The sequence below is a fragment of the Ochrobactrum sp. RH2CCR150 genome (assembly GCA_014138095.1).
In the GTDB taxonomy this organism is placed as follows: domain Bacteria; phylum Pseudomonadota; class Alphaproteobacteria; order Rhizobiales; family Rhizobiaceae; genus Brucella; species Brucella gambitense.
Map to the genome: position 1 here is coordinate 1 of JACGXE010000029.1, position 15,995 is coordinate 15,995.

The window sequence follows — 15,995 nt, forward strand, 5'->3', positions numbered from 1 at the left end:
CAACCCGATACGACAAACGCGACGACAATTTCCTCGCATCTATCCAGCTTGCTTCAATTCGTATTTGGCTTCGATCTTATGAGTCGGTCACCTAGAGCGTAGACTCATAAACTGATGCACCAGATGCGGACAGCGATCAGTTTGACAGCAGCGAGGAAATTGTCCGGGTTCTTGTCGTAACGCGTGGCGATGCCACGATAGTGTTTGATACGATTAAAGAAGCGCTCGACCAAGTTTCTCTGGCGATATACCCATGGCGAGAACGCGAAGACGTCCTTACGGTTGGATTTGGGAGGAATAGTGGCCCAGATTTTTCGTTCTGCTGTTGTCTTCCGGATCGCATCGGTATCATAGGCCTTGTCCGCAAGCAGGGTGCCGCCTGCTTTGATGCGTTCAATGAGGCCCTCGGCCTGGGAGCAGTCAGCAGCCTGATCGCCCGTCAGGCAAAGATTGATCGGACGGCCTTCCGCATCAACAATCGCGTGGATTTTGCTTGTGAGGCCGCCACAGGAACGTCCCATGCCACCATCGTCGGCATCCCTTTTTTTCCTGTGGCTCCGTGCTGGTGAACACGAACACAGGTGCTGTCGATCATCACGATGTCGCCATCATAGGCCTCAGAGACAGCCTCAAGCAACCGATCCCAGACACCGGCACGACGCCAGCGAACGAAACGGTTGTAGCAGGTCGTTGCAATACCATAGCGTTCGGGGATTTCTGACCATGATGACCCGGTGCGGAAGCGCCACAGGATTCCGTTGAGAACCATGCGATCATCAACCCGTGGAACGCCACGAGGTTTGCTCGGCAACAGCGGTGCAATAATCGACCATTCTCGTTCTGTGAGTTCATAGCGGCGACGTGACATCAAAGACCTCCAAATCCGAGGTCTTTAAATAACTAATCCATTCAAATAGCTAGCCTATTTATGAGTGCACGGCCTAGCGTTCAAGCAATAGCTTTTTGAACTATCGGCAGAATTGTGTCAGGCGATAAGTCGTGCTTCGCCTTTCTCATGTTCGCCGACACATCCATACACCATTGGGCGTAAAAATTCTTGTTCATGCCGAATATTTTTGACGATCTACGCTGTCCGTTGGAAGAATAGCGGCTTAGTTCTTCGGAACAATAATACACCAGCAAGATTGTTCATGATCAATGGATGGCTGTCGTGAATCGGGAAATAGTCTGGACGTTGTTATTGTTGATAATCCTGATTGCCAGCGCGGCAGCAGGTGCGTTTTTACGGGTCCGCCTTCCCGCTCCACACCGTAGCAATGAATCCTTAGACTTTCTACGAATTGTGACCGCACTTCTGGTAACCTTCGTTGCACTGGTCCTGAGCCTGCTACTCGCTTCTGAACTGGCTTCCTATAATACAGCCTCTCATGACCGTAATCATTATGCCGCAAACCTCACGCAACTGGATGGCTGCATGAGAGATTTCGGCCCTGAACTGGTGGAACAGCAGAAGCAATTGCACGGTTACACAGCCGCAGTCATCGCCAGCACCTGGCCAGATGAACCTCACCCAGCAGGAGTGAAATATCCGGACACATCCCAGTTTCCGCTCGTCGGAGAAGCCCCTGTGCTCACTGGCGTAATGAACGGTGTCGGCATTGCATTGGCGGCTTTGCAACCGCGGGATCCGCTGCATCAGGCACTGGCGACGCGGTGCAAGGACATTTTCGCCTCTGTCTCTGCGGCCCGCTGGACCGTTATTGAAGATACCCAAGGCTCGCTCTCAGAACCATTTTTTGGGGTATTGGTGTTCTGGCTAATGTTGATGTTCCTGAGTTTTGGCCTTCAGGCGCCTCGAAACTCCCTATCCTTCTGCATCGTCGCAATCGCCATAGTTTCGGTTATAAGCGTAGTGTTCGTTATTCTGGACCTTGACCGGCCCTATGGTGGAATGTTTGAAATCTCGAGCCACTCGATGCGTCTTGCACTTGCTGACATGTTGCGTTGAACAGCGCAGCAGCAAGTACATTGCGAGGATCTCATCAAAATCGTCGTCTCGACCTCATTGCGATAGTCCGATTGTGGCCTGCTGCCGGTTTTTCGGACACCGAGTTAGGCTAATCCCACCTTGTTTTCAAATTCCATCGGGCTGAGATAGCCCAATGTCGAATGCCGACGCTTGGGATTGTAGAAGCGCTCGATGTAATCGAACACGTCCGCCTTTGCATCGTCTCTGGTTCTGTAGACCTTGCGAGCTGTCCTTTCCGTTTTGAGTGACGAGAAGAAGCTTTCCATCGCGGCATTGTCCCAGACATTGCCGGATCGGCTCATAGAACAGGTGATGCCGTGATCAGCCATGAGACGCTGGAACTGCTGGCTCGTGTATTGGCTACCCTGGTCCGAATGGTGGAGAAGCGCATCCGGCTTGCCTCTGCGCCAGATGGCCATGATCAGCGCATCTGTGACGAGCTGGGCCGTCATGTTTGCGTTCATCGACCAGCCAACGACACGGCGCGAGAACAGGTCGATGACGGCAGCCACATAGAGCCAGCCCTCAGCCGTCCATAGATAGGTAAAATCGGCTACCCACTTCTGGTTCGGTCTTGCTGCCGCGAACTGCCGGTCCAGCACATTCGGCATGATGACTGGGCGCTCACCGTCGTCTTTCGGCAAGCCCCGTCTTCTCGGTCGTGCTCTCAATGCATTGTCGCGCATGAGACGCTCGACGCGATGGAGACCTCAGGAAAAGCCCTCCGCGAGAAGATCATGCCAGACACGCCGCGCGCCGTAGGTACGGTGGCTGTCCTTAAAGCTGATCTTGATCTTGATCTTGTCGAGCAGAGCCTCGTCATACCGGGCATGCTGGCTCGGAGACCGATGTAGCCAGGCATGAAAGCCGGAACGCGATACACCCAGCGCTTCGCAGAGCCATGCCCCCGGCCAGATCGAACGTTGCTTTGCAATGAACGCGAACTTCATATCACGTCCTTCGCAAAGTAGGCGGCGGCCTTTTTTAAGATGTCGCGCTCCGCCTTCAGCTTGGCGACTTCTTCCGAAGCCTCTCGATCGCAAGCTGCTCGGGCTTCATCTGCCCGGAACCGGGAAACGCCTGCGCCGGGTCTGAACCGTATTCCCTAACCCACTTGCGCAGGACATTCTCATGAACATCCAGGTCGCGGGCGGCTTGCGCAACACTGACCCCGCGCTCTCGCACCAACTTCACTGCCTCGAGCTTGTACTCGCTGCTGAATTTCCTTCGTTGCATTCATGCGCTCCAGTTTCATCGGAAACACCTTAACTCGGTGTCCACGAAACCGGCAGCAGGCCATTGTTCGCATCTCAGGGGCTAGAGCGAAGCAAAATCTAGAGGTGCGAATGGTGCGCGCAACCCCGCTGAAATATTAACTAGAATCTTCGCCAACTTTGGCTCTGGCGAAACGTGGCGAGCTTCGCTTGTATGATTGAGCCATCGCATTGATAAATTGTGCATTGGGGAACATAAGTGAGTTGGATCATCTTGGCTGAAGCTTTCCTTACGTCTGTTCTGGGACTTGTTGCGCTTGCGATGGCATGGAGAGTGCGGCGCTAGGCGATTTAGTATGCGATGCACTAATTCCACTTGCCGCTGCCATTGTTCGCCTAACGGACCGCCGACCAGTCGCCGTCTTCCAGCTTGAGCCAGCTGGTCGCAACAATATTAGATCGCAAACTGAGTTGCGCAACCAACGCTTCGACCATTCGGTCTTCTTCCTTGCCTGCGAACAGCGTGGCCTCCACCTCAACCTCATTGCTTCCATCGATGTGATGGCTCCGGATAGCGTGGAAGCGCAGTCTTTTCAGATCGAGTGTCTGGATCAACAGTGCCCTAACCGCAATTTCGCTTTCCCCGGGACATCGAAACTTAACCAGATAGAATTGATCGACTTCTGGCTCTACAAAGGAATAGCGGTTCACGAGTATTGCAATCTTTGGCAAGGAAATATTGAGGCAGACAATGAAAAATGCCGTTTCCACGGCGAGCAACCACTGCCCATAACCAGCTAGAACGCCAACAGCACCCGTACTCCAGATAGTGGCAGCCGTACTGAGCCCCTTGATGCTTGCGCCATCCTTGATAATGAGCCCGGCGCCAAGAAAGCCGATCCCGGTAACAACCTGCGAGCCCATTCTAAGATCGCCTTCAAATCCGAGAGCGTAGGGCAGCGAAGCATATGCTGCGGCACCCAAAGCTACGAGACCGTGTGTAGAAAGGCCGGAATGGCGTTGCCTTAACTGCCGTTCCAATCCAATGGCAGAACCTAGCAGAAGAGCGATCGCAAGATTAATCATGATGGACGAGATTGCGGCAACTTCTGACATAGAGGCCCTTCTTCACGCCCTGCGCGACGGGCTGGTTAGTAGGGATGAATGCGAACTGCAGTTTGCAATTCAATCAAAAAATAGCGGATAATGCCGCTGAATTGAGCAGTGTGCATTATAAACACCCTTATGAAGTTAAGGAAGTCTTCCTGTTATAACGACACTCATACCTCATAATAATGCTTGAATTATCTCTTCTGTAGTAGTTTTATCGAGACGTTGCTCGCATTTTCTCCAACATCGACTGAGGGGTCAGATTGAATGGGGTTGCTTGGAATACTGCTCGGACTAGCTCTACTCATGTGGTTTGCCTATCGCGGCTGGAGCGTGCTTCTGCTTTCTCCCGCCGCAGCTCTTCTCGCCGCCCTCATTTCGGGAGAGCCACTTCTGGCAAACTGGACATCGACTTTCATGAGCGGGACGGCCAGTTTCGTAGGCCGATGGTTTCCACTTTTTCTCCTGGGCGGTATTTTTGGCAAGCTGATGGACGATAGCGGTTCCATCACATCCATTGCACGATATCTGACGGAGAAACTCGGCGTAAAGCGCACGATGCTTTCCGTCGTGCTCGCATCGGCAGTCGTCACTTATGGCGGCGTCAGCGTCTTCGTTGCCTTCTTCGTGCTGGTTCCCATGGCACGTGAAATGTTCAAGGCAGCCAATATACCAGCACGGCTGATGCCCGCCGCCATTGGACTTGGCGCGTTTACTTTCACCATGTCGGCCATGCCTGGCACACCTTCCACCAATAATGCCATTCCGATGCCCTATTTCGAAACCACGACCTTTGCAGCACCGGGCCTTGGAATCATCGCATCCATCATCACACTTGTCTTCGGCATGTGGTGGTTACAGCGGGCGGAAGCCAAGGCAAGGGCCGCAGGCGAAAACTATGTCGATGACACCGGCGACCTCGAAATCACAGAGAAAGTCAGAGAACAATCGACATTATCGGGAGACTTCGATCCGGCCGAACTCGAACATGGTGTACGTGCCGACAATCAGCCGCCGTTCTTCTTTGCGGTACTGCCCCTGCTTGTCGTCATCATCGTCAATTTCCTGATGGCGCTGATCATTCTGCCCCGCATCGACTTCTCGTTTCTGGAACAGGAGCCGTGGGGAATTGACGTCGGCTCATCGATTGGTCTGTGGGCGGTTCTGATCGCTTTGGCAGCGGCCATCCTGACCCTGATAGTGGTCAATTTTGGGCGGCTGCGGGCAATCCGTGAGAGCCTCGACGCAGGCGCAAACTCTTCTGTTCTGCCAATCCTCACAATTGCAAGCCTCGTCGGTTTCGGTGCAGTCGTGGCTGCCATGCCTGCTTTTGCGGTGGTTCGCGATGCGGTGCTCGAAGTGCCGGGCGGCCCGCTTGTCTCACTTGTCGTCGCCATGAACGCGCTCGCAGCCCTCACCGGAACAGCATCCGGCGGCATGGCCATCGCGCTCAATGCACTTGGAGACGAATATATGCGGCTAGCGATACAGTACGGGATCAATCCCGAACTCATGCACCGTTTGACGGTCATCAGCGCCGGCACGCTGGATGCGCTACCGCATAACGGCACGGTGCTTCTACTTCTACAGATCAGCAAGCAGACCCACGCATCGAGCTATCTCGACATGGTCATGACCGTGATTGTCGGTGTGATCATATCGCTCGTCGCGGTTTTCGCGCTGGGATCAATGTTTGGTTCCTTCTGAGCATGGCCATTGTTGTTGAAAGGAAGTTGAAATGAAAAGGACTTCTCTCCTGATTGCCGTCCTGCTCTCTTTGATGGCAAGCCCTGCATTCGCGCATCTCAACCCAGCAGAACACGGTTCGTTTGCAGCCGGGTTTACGCATCCCCTCTCGGGCGTCGATCACATCCTTGCAATGGTCGCCGTCGGTCTCTGGGCGTCAATGCTTGGCGGACGTGCGCTCGTTATTGTGCCGCTAAGCTTTGTAGGCGTCATGCTCCTGGGCTTCGTGGCAGCGCTTGGCGGAGTATCCCTCCCCTTTGTCGAGCCGGTCATCCTTGCATCGGTGATTGTGCTTGGCCTCCTCGTCGCCATGGCATTCCACGCATCGACCCTTACCGCAGCACTTATCGTCGGGTTCTTTGCATTCTTCCATGGCTATGCTCATGGTGGAGAAATAGGCAGCGCTGCGTTTCTTTCCTATGGTGCCGGTTTTGCTCTTGCGACAGCATTGCTCCACGCGGCAGGCATCAGTGTCGGTCTTGCAGCGGGCCGTATGATGCAGGGACGCACGGGACAGATAGTGATGCGGATCGCTGGCGGCTTTGCCGCCCTTAGCGGACTCTACCTGATGGCCGGGTGATGTGAGCATCATTTTGCTGGATCATTCGAAGAGACACGCTGAAACTGATATTGAACATGATGGGTCAGTGCCGGAAATACCTATGCATTCTCCGGCGCTGCCTATGCTGCATCTCATGCGGCTTGTAAGTCCCAGCCAGCCAGTCGGCGCATTTTCCTATTCGCGCGGCCTTGAATGGGCAGTCCATGCGGGAACAGTGACGAATGAGGAAAGTTGTGCCGGGTGGGTGTTCGGCCTTCTGGAACACAGTTATGCTGCGCTTGACGGAGCAATTTTCTGGCGAATAATTTCGGCATTGATGCGAAATGACGATGCAGAATTTTGCCGCCTGAATAACTGGCTTGGAGCAAGCCGTGAAAGCAGCGAGCTTGAGCTTGAAGATCGCCGCATGGGTGAATCCTTGCTCAAGCTACTGTCGGAACTTGGTGTCGAACAGGCACGCAGCTTCGCTTTGGTACAGCAAGCCACCTATCCTGCAGCCTTCGCCATTGCAGCATGTCATTGGAATATCGAGCCTGTTGATGCGCTGCGCGGTCTCATGTGGAGTGTGGTTGAAAGCCAGATCATGGCTGCAATCCGTCTCGTCCCCCTCGGCCACACAGCAGGCCAGAGGATACTTATCGCCGGAGCGGCGAAGATCGAGCGGGCCGTCGAAAAGGCCCGGACTCTGAATGACGACGAAATCGGCAACACAGCACCCGCACTGGCCATGGCCAGTGCCTGGCACGAGACACAATATAGCCGCCTATTCCGGTCGTGAGCGAAGCGATTCACGGTATCGCTTGAGATTGTCCTCAGCCGAAGTCGCATCAGCCGGTGCGACGGGCACCAGTGCCTTGAAGGCATACTGACCGATCAACATGACCCAGGTGACGAGCACGAATGTCGAGGTCAGCACCGGCATCCCAATCGGTTTCAGGAATATGGCGACCGAAGCCCAAAGCCATGTCGCCACGATGGCACCGAAGATCGCGTAAAGAAAACTGCTCCAGCTAAAAACAAGGAAGAAGCCGCCAAGCGCAATCGCCGTCAAGGCCGCGTTATAGCCGAAAAGCCCATCGCGAATGGCGCCTTCCGGACCACCGAATGCGGCTGCAACCACTGCGCCGGTTACCGCTCCCAGAAGGCCCATAAGAGCGCTTATTCGCGAATGGATCGCGATACCGGCAAGGATGATGTAGCCGGTGATCCAGTTATCCTGGAAGAATATCTGCCCGATGGCAGTACCGATCCCCATATACCAGGTCGGAAGCACGTAAGGGACAGCATAGGAAAACTGTTCCGGCGAAACCGGCTTTGCCATCGGACCGGCATCTATGGCGTCGAATTTGAGTATCGCGAACAGAAACAGCCAGCCGACGAGTACGAATGGCATTGTCAGGGGCGCCACCTTGTGCGGCCCTAGCAGTGTGGCGATACTGGCGAAAGCCATGGTGGAGAAAGCAGCGCCACAGATGAGATAGATCGTCATGGTAGGCGACGGCAGGGCACCGCTGCGGAAATCCGCACTGGTGAAGGCAATCAGTGCAAGGGCGACCAGAGCGCCGTTGAACCCGAACAAGCCATCCCGGATCAGCCCCTTGTCAGCCTTGAGGATGATTGCCGTCAGCGTGCTGGCGACAACGCCAAGCACGCAGATGAAAGCATAGATCCAGGAATTGACCAGAATGGCGAACAAAATGACCAGCCCCGACAGAGGGTTGTTCTGGAACACCACCTGCCCGATACCGCGCAGCGTCCAGTCCACAAACCCCAGCGAAGGATGATCCTGCAAAGCATTGAGCTGCATGGATTTATTCCCCGTCTTTCGTGATCCATTTTCCGCTGACTAGAGCATTTTCTGTTTCGACTGAACCACCGGAAATACTCAATCTCTTTGTTTTTATGTATGTCTCCCGAAACCGGTCTCCACTTTAGAGAGACATGCTCTAAAACAGAAAATAACGCTGCGCCATCGGCAGTATGTCAGCCGGTTCGCACGTGATCAGCTCGCCATCCACCCGCACCTGATAACTCTGCGGATCGACCTCCAGCTTCGGCGTCAGACCGTTATGGACCATGTCCTTCTTGCGGATCGTTCGGATCCCTTTAACCGCAACCAACTGCTTGCTGAGTTTCAGCTTTTCGCCGATGCCATCATCCAGCGCCGCTTTCGAGACGAAGGTGACGCCTGTGGAGCTGAGCGCCCGTCCTAACACACCATACATAGGGCGGTAATGGACGGGCTGGGGCGTTGAGATTGATGCGTTGGGATCGCCCATCGGCGCAATCGCAATCATGCCGCCGATCATTACTAGGCTTGGCTTCACGCCGAAGAATTCCGGCTTCCACAATACCAGATCAGCGCGCTTTCCAACTTCGACAGACCCAATCTCATGGGCAAACCCGTGCGTAATTGCGGGGTTAATCGTATACTTGGCGACGTACCGCTTTGCGCGAAAATTATCGTTCCGGCTGCTATCCTGACTCAATGGGCCTCGCTGCACCTTCATTTTATGGGCAGTTTGCCAACAGCGAAGCGTTGTCTCTCCAATGCGACCCATGGCTTGAGAATCCGATGACATCATCGAAAACACACCCAGATCATGGAGAATATCTTCTGCAGCAATCGTCTCACGCCGAATGCGGGATTCAGCAAATGCTACATCCTCCGGGATTTTCGGGCTGAGGTGGTGGCAGACCATCAGCATATCAAGATGCTCGTCGACCGTATTGATGGTGTAGGGACGGGTCGGATTGGTGGAGGACGGCAGGATATTTTCTTGGCCCGCCGCCGTAATGATGTCGGGCGCATGACCACCGCCGGCGCCTTCCGTATGGAAACTGTGGATGGTCCTGCCCTTCATGGCAGCAAAGGTATCCTTAACGAACCCGCTCTCGTTCAGCGTATCCGTATGGATAGCCACCTGAATGTCTTCTTCGTCAGCGACGTTCAGGCAATTATCGATGGCGGCTGGTGTGGTTCCCCAGTCTTCATGCAGCTTCAGGCCGACAGCACCGGCCCTGATCTGCTCACGGAGAGGTTCGGGCTTGCTTGCATTACCCTTGCCGAGCAGTCCCACATTGATTGGAAGAGCTTCGACAGCCTCAAGCATACGATGGATAGCCCAGGGCCCCGGTGTAACTGTGGTTGCGAGCGTGCCAACCGTCGGCCCCGTTCCGCCGCCGACCAAAGTCGTGGTGCCACTGGCCAGCGCCTCTTCTGCCTGCTGTGGCGCGATGAAGTGAATATGGGTGTCGATACCGCCCGCGGTGAGAATCTTGCCTTCGCCCGCAATGACGTCGGTAGCAGGTCCGACGACGATGTTGACGCCGGGCTGAATATCAGGATTACCGGCCTTGCCGATCCCCGAAATACGACCATCCTTGATACCGACATCGGCTTTGATGATGCCCCAATAGTCCAGAATGATGACATTGGTGATAACCAGATCGACAGTTTCGGACGAGGGCCGCTGCCCCTGCCCCATACCGTCTCGGATGACCTTGCCGCCGCCGAATGTTACTTCTTCGCCGTAGATACAACGATCTTCCTCGATCTCGATGATGAGTTCGGTATCCGCCAAACGCAGACGGTCCCCCTTGGTCGGGCCATACAGTTCGGCATAGGCCTGTCTTGAGATCCTTCCCATCTGTCCCTCCTAGAGTTTTCCGTCGATTTTTGCGTTGAAGCCGTAGACTTCCCGGTCACCATCCAGTGCAACCAGTTCGACTTCACGGTCCTGCCCCGGCTCGAACCGCACCGCAGTCCCGGCCGGAATATTGAGCCGAAAACCTCTCGACCGTTCGCGGTCGAAGGCAAGCGCCTCGTTCGTTTCATAGAAATGATAATGCGATCCAACCTGTATCGGCCTGTCGCCCGTGTTCTCCACGGCGATGGTGCGCGTTTCGCGACCGTTATTGAGGTCGATCGACCCGTCTTCGATGAAATATTCACCCGGTATCATGATCGTCTCCTGAGGCACATCCCGAAACTGTGAAATGGTTTTCGGACAAGATGCGCGTAAAAACCAAAGCCAGAGCGTTTCCAATGTTTCAGGAAATGCCTTACGGAATGGGGTTGTGAACGGTCACAAGCTTGGTGCCGTCCGGAAAGGTGGCTTCCACCTGAATGTCGTGGATCATTTCAGGCACGCCCTCCATCACCTCGTCACGGGTGAGAAGCGTGGCTCCATAGGACATGAGTTCTGCAACCGTCTTGCCGTCGCGCGCTCCCTCCAGAATTTCGGCGGAGATATAAGCCACGACTTCCGGGTAGTTCAGTTTCAGCCCTCGGGCCTTGCGTCGCTCCGCAACCAGTGCTGCGGTGAAAATCAGAAGCTTGTCCTTTTCACGTGGCAATAGTTCCATTTTTAGGCCCTCTCCAAAGTGAGTTATGTTGCCCAGATGCGTGGCGCAGCAGCCGGTTTCCCCAGTCCGGTTTCGCGCAGAACTTCCCAGGCTTTTCGAAACAATGTCTTGGCTTCCGACATGCGCCCGCCGAGATAGCGGCAGACGATTATCCGCTCGAGCCGCGACGCCGAAAACAGATTTCTGGCTGCATCGCCGACCGCTTCGCGAATAGCATGAAGCGCGTTTTCATCTGCCGGACCGGCATAAACCATCGTCGCGACAATCGGTTTTGCGCAGAAGGCAAAAGCGGCATTCATCGCCGTATCGGCGCCATAAAGGCGGAACTGCTCGAACCAGATCGGCTTTCCGTCCCTGAGTATTTCGACCCTTTGACGAACTTCTCCCTTGTCGAAACTTTCCTGACAGGCGGGCCGCCCGAGACTGATAATGTCCCAGCCCAAATAGATCGCATCTCTGCTCAGCGAGACTTGCGTGCTTATGGAGGCCTTTGCGCCGTCAAAAACGATTGTTTCCTGCGGGAGATATTCACATATACCGCCCTCGCCCACCTCGATCCTGGTCGTTTGGCTGCTACGGCCCCGCTCGCTGCGATAGAATTTGGTGGCACCCGGCGTCGTCAGGACTGCCCTGGCGCCGCGCCCCAAAAAGCAAGAAATATCAAGAACATCTTCACCAGCAACACCGCCCGGCGGATGAAGAAGATAGACATGCGCGCTGCCGTCTTTTTCAGGATAGAAGGGTTGCTGCACCGCAAGCGGACCCACGTGGCGTCGCCGCATCAGTCGCGTCACTTCACGATTATGCTCAAACTGCAGTTCAAGCTCGGCATGCCAACCCTTTTTCGACACTGCCACCTCTCCAATCTAACGACAAGTCACAGAATAGGAAGAAACATTCAGTACAAAATGGAGATGCATATACATTTTTTACTTAAGCTAGCTCGACAAATCGGTTCATACAAGCCTAAATGTAAGAAAGAGACCGGTTTACGAGGTTGCCATTGATGCGCCTTTAAATACAAGAGCTGTAGATGGAAAGTTCCTTGGGAGGGAGAAAAATGCTGCAGGTAGCATCGGTCAGACGCAAATCAGACGATCAACTGGCAGATGAAAGGCCTTTATCGGGAACTGTTGTTCTCCGATACGATGAGCGACATCTGCGGCGAAAAGCAATCTCTTTAACAAACGGGATCAGAGTGTTCATCGATCTGCCAGATCCCGTTATTCTTACAGCCGAGGATCAACTTATACTCGATGATGGATCGATCATAGAGATAGAAGCTGCTGATGAGCTTTTATATTCCGTCACGACTTCCGATCTGGATCATTTGATAGAGCTCGTCTGGCATATTGGGAACCGACACCTCCCCGCTGAAATTTCGCAGGATCGCATCCTGATCGCCCGAGACCACGTTATTAAAGATATGCTAGAGGGGCTCGGCGCAACAGTAGCGGAAGTAGTCATGCCTTTTAATCCCGTTAGAGGCGCGTACGCTGGCCATCATCACGATCATAATCATAACTCACAGCACACCTGAATAGCCTTGTTGCCATTAGTTTGCGGAGGAAATTTCAATCATGGTTTCAAAGAATGGTCCCTTGCGCGTTGGTATCGGCGGCCCTGTGGGCTCGGGAAAGACCACTCTTACTGAAAAGCTATGTAAGGCGCTTCGAGCACGCTATTCAATCGCAGTGATAACCAACGATATCTATACAAAGGAAGATGCACTTATTCTTGCGCGGCAACAAGCCCTACCGGAAGATCGAATTCTGGGCGTAGAAACAGGCGGCTGTCCTCATACCGCTATAAGAGAGGATGCGTCCATCAATCTGCAAGCAATTGCGGAAATGAACAGAAAATTTCCCGATCTGGATATCGTTTTTATCGAATCGGGTGGCGATAATCTTGCCGCAACTTTTTCTCCAGATCTGGCAGACCTTACGCTTTACGTAATTTCCGTTTGCCAGGGCGAGGAGATACCGCGCAAAGGAGGTCCGGGCATCACCCGATCTGACTTTTTGATCATAAACAAGAGCGACCTGGCTCCTCACGTGAACGTGGACCTCGAGGTCATGAGAAGAGACGCGGATCGAATGCGAGCAGGTCGACCATTCGCTTTTACGGATCTCACCCGGGGCAAAGAGCTCAATACGGTCATTGATTTTATAATCGATAACGGTGGTCTTTCTGTTTAACGTTTGGATAAGCGGTCGATTATGCGGACAGGCAAATGCAAGACCAACGATGCCTGTTCGAATGTGCTCTGACCAGAAGTAACGAAAGCATCGTCCAGCCCCGCATATTCATCCGTAATCATTTGCCTCAGGAGTTTACCCGACCCTAAAAGTTTGATCAGAGTGTTGGAACTGGCAAATGAACTGTGCCCGCCACTATCAACCTGGGAAATATCGAGAACCTGAATATTCTTCTTCTGTAAAAAGCCAATATCTGCGCCGCTGCCGATCCGGGCATTTCCTCCGGTCAATCGCCGAGAGATATCTAACGCTCGGTCACGTCGAGAAACCACAATGGTGAATGGTTGCGGCAATGGCTCAATATCATTGACCTGGCTCTGGAACATGTCCGGATCAATATCCGGCGCCGCGAGAAGCACACCTTTGATCTTTTTGAGTTCCGCCGTGCGTTTCTCCATTGAGAGTGTTCTTAACGCTTCCATAACCACAAGTGCACCCATAGAGTGGCCAACGACGATTATTCCCTTTGTGTTGGTTCTTGCTGCCAATTGAAGTGTTTGCGCCAAGCCATTGCGGGCGATGATGGCACTGTCTCGATCATAAAGATAGCGGGTAAAATTGGCCGCTGAAGCCCAGGAAAAATGTACAGGGACAGAGCGCACGTCATAATCATGGGCAATTTGTGCATTCCGGAAGAGAGCTTCCGCAAAATTGTTATTGTAACCATGAACAAAGATAAAAACCTCGCGTTGGGACTCGGACCGCATCATTAGCTGAGCGTTCATTTCCCGCACGAAAGCATCTGCGTTCGGAATGACCTGGTAGTTTGCTGCCGTAAATTGCCGGCGGGGATCCGGTTGGGCCGAAGATGTTGGGACGTCGCCGGGGCGGTGTGCGTCGGGGATTCGCACGTCGATAGATGAGAACATCAGAGCATCCGCCCGACTACGCGAATACGCTATTTCCGGATCTTCAACACGCTCACGCGTGGTAGCAACAAGAAGTGGAATGAGGCTAGACCGCTGAGCACCTTTGTTGTCAACCGTTCCAAGCCCAGTCACGGCTCTGGGTCCAGCGCAACCCACAGAAAACTGCATGATAAGCACCGCGATGAGAAATCGCGGCGCTTGACCATATATCCGTCGGAAAATTGATTTCGCCATATCAGTTCTTCGGTAACGCGCCCTCCACGGCTTCACGAAGATGCTTTTCTTGTTCTAACGACAATGAGGTCTTCAACACTCGTCCTTTCAGATCGGGCATATCCGCGATCACTCGATCCCACTGCACCTTCCGCAAAAGAACAAAAAGGGCGGATGAGTTTTGAGGAATAGTCTCCCCGAGCGCGCGAATGAAATTGTCATCGATCCCATAATCAGTCAGCGAGCCGGAAAGCGCCCCAGCGCCAGCCCCAACCGCACCGCCGAGTGCCATACCAGCCAAGGGATTGAGAAAAATTAACCCAACAAGCCCGCCCCAAAGTGCCCCTGACAAGAAGCCTGACCCGGCACCCAAAGCGGGCAAATTGAATTTCTGTTTGAGATGAACTTTTCCAGTTCCATCCCGCACCACGATGACTGCGTCCTCCAGATCAACAAGATATTCTTTCTGGAGCTGGCCGAGCTTGAGCAGCACGTCATCAGCTTCTGCAACGGTATCGAAGCCTATCACAACCAATTCAGACAAAGCATTTTCCCTTCGATGATTGTAGATCATAATGCCGCGTCAGCGGCGCCACCTCACAGTACGAACATTGGTTATGCGCCCATCACGTGCACGGACTGTCACATCATAGGTGCGCCTGAAACGATCCCCACGATAGAGAAAGTGGCTACCTCTACAGTCAATTGCACGAACGTTTCGGAACCCGCGTGTTCTCAGGATTCTGGTCCCTTCAGAACAGCGGATTCTGTGACCACTATTCAACCTCGTTCCGACCAAAGCAGTCTGGTTCTGGCTGAATGCCTGAACGGGTTCGGCCACGGTGCCCGCGACGGTTAATGTAAACAATGCGAGAAAGGCGGCAATGGCTCGAAACATCATTCCCTCCACGAAGTTGTTTTCAACAAACAAGCAGATATGTTATTTGGTTCGACATGACTGTCGAACCAGATCACACGATTTCCAGAGCTGAGGGCGCCGGAAACTTCTCATAAAATGCTCGAGATGTAATCTTATCGACAACGCGCCTCAAAGACGCGCCCATGCTGATCCCGATAACGGCAGTACTGAATCCCATTTCGGGTCTGAGCGACGCCGACGAGCGTTCCTGCAGCTGCGCCAATAGCCGCGCCAGTAAGCGCTCCGCGCGTATTGCCGCCAATCGCAGCACCGGCCAGACCACCGATTGCAGCGCCACCTACACCATATCCGGCAGTCCGTCTGTCATCGGTGGTACACGCCGCTGTTGCGATTGCTATCGAACCAACTACTACTAAGGTGCAAACTCGGTTTCTCATTGTAACCTCTCTCCCAACATGAATCTAAACGACTTTTGATATTCATTGTAACGTGAACAAGTGCACCAAATGTAGGCTCACATGCGGCCTACACATCCACTGGGATACTTATCGACCGTGACGACCTGTCACTCGATCGACACGCACCACACGGCCATCACGAGCACGCACTTCTATTCTCAACGTTTGTTGTCTTCGCTCGCCTCTGAATATAAAACGAGGGGCATTACAACTGATGCTACGCAGATGTGTTAGAGCCTGTTCCAAAAAGGATTGAGCGATTTCAGTCGGTTATGATTCAATCGGATTGCTTACATTCGATGGAGATCATGATGGCCTGGACTGCAA

16 protein-coding genes and 1 pseudogene are annotated in these 15,995 nt (G+C 53.6%); 6 read left to right on the top strand and 11 right to left on the bottom strand.

The annotated features are described in order from the left end of the window. Positions 1-104 precede the first annotated feature (104 nt). Positions 105-868, bottom strand: a protein-coding gene (locus tag FHW03_RS25600) for an IS5 family transposase (RefSeq protein ID WP_182523228.1) whose coding sequence is annotated in 2 segments (ribosomal slippage) — positions 105-541 and positions 541-868 — 765 coding nt in all. Because the reading frame shifts where the segments join, the coding sequence is not laid out codon by codon here. Positions 869-1,162: 294 nt separating this feature from the next. On the opposite strand from FHW03_RS25600, the gene FHW03_RS25605 reads away from it, so the two are divergent. After that, positions 1,163-1,969, top strand: a complete 807-nt coding sequence (locus FHW03_RS25605) for a hypothetical protein (RefSeq protein ID WP_182523229.1) — start codon at positions 1,163-1,165, stop codon at positions 1,967-1,969. A gap of 104 nt (positions 1,970-2,073) precedes the next feature. Here FHW03_RS25605 and FHW03_RS25610 read toward each other — a convergent pair. Continuing rightward, positions 2,074-3,226, bottom strand: a pseudogene (locus tag FHW03_RS25610) (IS3 family transposase). A 374-nt stretch (positions 3,227-3,600) separates the two neighbouring features. After that, positions 3,601-4,320 (bottom strand): MgtC/SapB family protein, encoded by a 720-nt coding sequence (locus FHW03_RS25615; protein WP_182523230.1) that lies wholly within the window; start codon positions 4,318-4,320, stop codon positions 3,601-3,603. Between the two features lie 261 nt (positions 4,321-4,581). Here FHW03_RS25615 and FHW03_RS25620 point away from each other — a divergent pair, with 261 nt between their 5' ends. The 3 genes from FHW03_RS25620 to FHW03_RS25630 all read left to right on the top strand — a co-directional run bounded on the left by FHW03_RS25620 (position 4,582) and on the right by FHW03_RS25630 (position 7,400). Further along, positions 4,582-6,021 carry an SLC13 family permease gene (locus FHW03_RS25620; RefSeq protein ID WP_182523231.1) on the top strand — a complete coding sequence of 480 codons (1,440 nt, stop codon included), beginning with the start codon at positions 4,582-4,584 and terminating at the stop codon, positions 6,019-6,021. A gap of 31 nt (positions 6,022-6,052) precedes the next feature. Further along, positions 6,053-6,640 (top strand): HupE/UreJ family protein, encoded by a 588-nt coding sequence (locus FHW03_RS25625; protein ID WP_182523232.1) that lies wholly within the window; start codon positions 6,053-6,055, stop codon positions 6,638-6,640. Between the two features lie 82 nt (positions 6,641-6,722). Continuing rightward, the gene (locus FHW03_RS25630) at positions 6,723-7,400 is read left to right on the top strand and encodes an urease accessory UreF family protein (protein ID WP_210277433.1); all 678 of its coding nucleotides are present in this window, start codon (positions 6,723-6,725) and stop codon (positions 7,398-7,400) included. On the opposite strand, the gene FHW03_RS25635 is transcribed toward FHW03_RS25630, so the two are convergent. From FHW03_RS25635 to FHW03_RS25655, 5 genes are all read right to left on the bottom strand, one after another. After that, positions 7,386-8,429, bottom strand: a complete 1,044-nt coding sequence (locus FHW03_RS25635) for an urea transporter (RefSeq protein WP_182523234.1) — start codon at positions 8,427-8,429, stop codon at positions 7,386-7,388. The two genes, FHW03_RS25630 and FHW03_RS25635, sit on opposite strands and share 15 nt — an antisense overlap. A gap of 139 nt (positions 8,430-8,568) precedes the next feature. Beyond that, entirely contained in the window at positions 8,569-10,272 is a 1,704-nt protein-coding gene (gene ureC / locus FHW03_RS25640; RefSeq protein ID WP_182523235.1) for an urease subunit alpha, read from the bottom strand. 9 nt (positions 10,273-10,281) lie between these two features. Next, positions 10,282-10,587: an urease subunit beta gene (locus FHW03_RS25645; RefSeq protein ID WP_151554705.1), complete on the bottom strand. Its 306-nt coding sequence runs from the start codon at positions 10,585-10,587 to the stop codon at positions 10,282-10,284. Between the two features lie 100 nt (positions 10,588-10,687). Further along, positions 10,688-10,990, bottom strand: coding sequence for an urease subunit gamma (gene ureA / locus FHW03_RS25650; protein WP_021584970.1), 303 nt, complete (start codon positions 10,988-10,990; stop codon positions 10,688-10,690). Between the two features lie 23 nt (positions 10,991-11,013). Then, positions 11,014-11,841: an urease accessory protein UreD gene (locus tag FHW03_RS25655; RefSeq protein ID WP_182523236.1), complete on the bottom strand. Its 828-nt coding sequence runs from the start codon at positions 11,839-11,841 to the stop codon at positions 11,014-11,016. Positions 11,842-12,050: 209 nt separating this feature from the next. On the opposite strand from FHW03_RS25655, the gene FHW03_RS25660 reads away from it, so the two are divergent. Together FHW03_RS25660 and ureG are read left to right on the top strand one after the other, a co-directional pair. After that, complete coding sequence (locus tag FHW03_RS25660) at positions 12,051-12,530, top strand: urease accessory protein UreE (protein WP_182523237.1); 480 nt, start codon at positions 12,051-12,053, stop codon at positions 12,528-12,530. Between the two features lie 40 nt (positions 12,531-12,570). After that, the gene (ureG, locus tag FHW03_RS25665; protein ID WP_182523238.1) at positions 12,571-13,188 is read left to right on the top strand and encodes an urease accessory protein UreG; all 618 of its coding nucleotides are present in this window, start codon (positions 12,571-12,573) and stop codon (positions 13,186-13,188) included. Here the strand turns inward: ureG and FHW03_RS25670 are convergent. The 3 genes from FHW03_RS25670 to FHW03_RS25680 all read right to left on the bottom strand — a co-directional run bounded on the left by FHW03_RS25670 (position 13,185) and on the right by FHW03_RS25680 (position 15,647). Further along, positions 13,185-14,351: an alpha/beta fold hydrolase gene (locus FHW03_RS25670; protein ID WP_182523239.1), complete on the bottom strand. Its 1,167-nt coding sequence runs from the start codon at positions 14,349-14,351 to the stop codon at positions 13,185-13,187. The two genes, ureG and FHW03_RS25670, sit on opposite strands and share 4 nt — an antisense overlap. Before the next feature lies 1 nt (position 14,352). Continuing rightward, positions 14,353-14,874 (bottom strand): DUF1269 domain-containing protein, encoded by a 522-nt coding sequence (locus FHW03_RS25675; protein WP_182523240.1) that lies wholly within the window; start codon positions 14,872-14,874, stop codon positions 14,353-14,355. Positions 14,875-15,362: 488 nt separating this feature from the next. Beyond that, positions 15,363-15,647 (bottom strand): glycine zipper 2TM domain-containing protein, encoded by a 285-nt coding sequence (locus FHW03_RS25680; RefSeq protein ID WP_182523241.1) that lies wholly within the window; start codon positions 15,645-15,647, stop codon positions 15,363-15,365. Between the last annotated feature and the right edge of the window lie 348 nt (positions 15,648-15,995).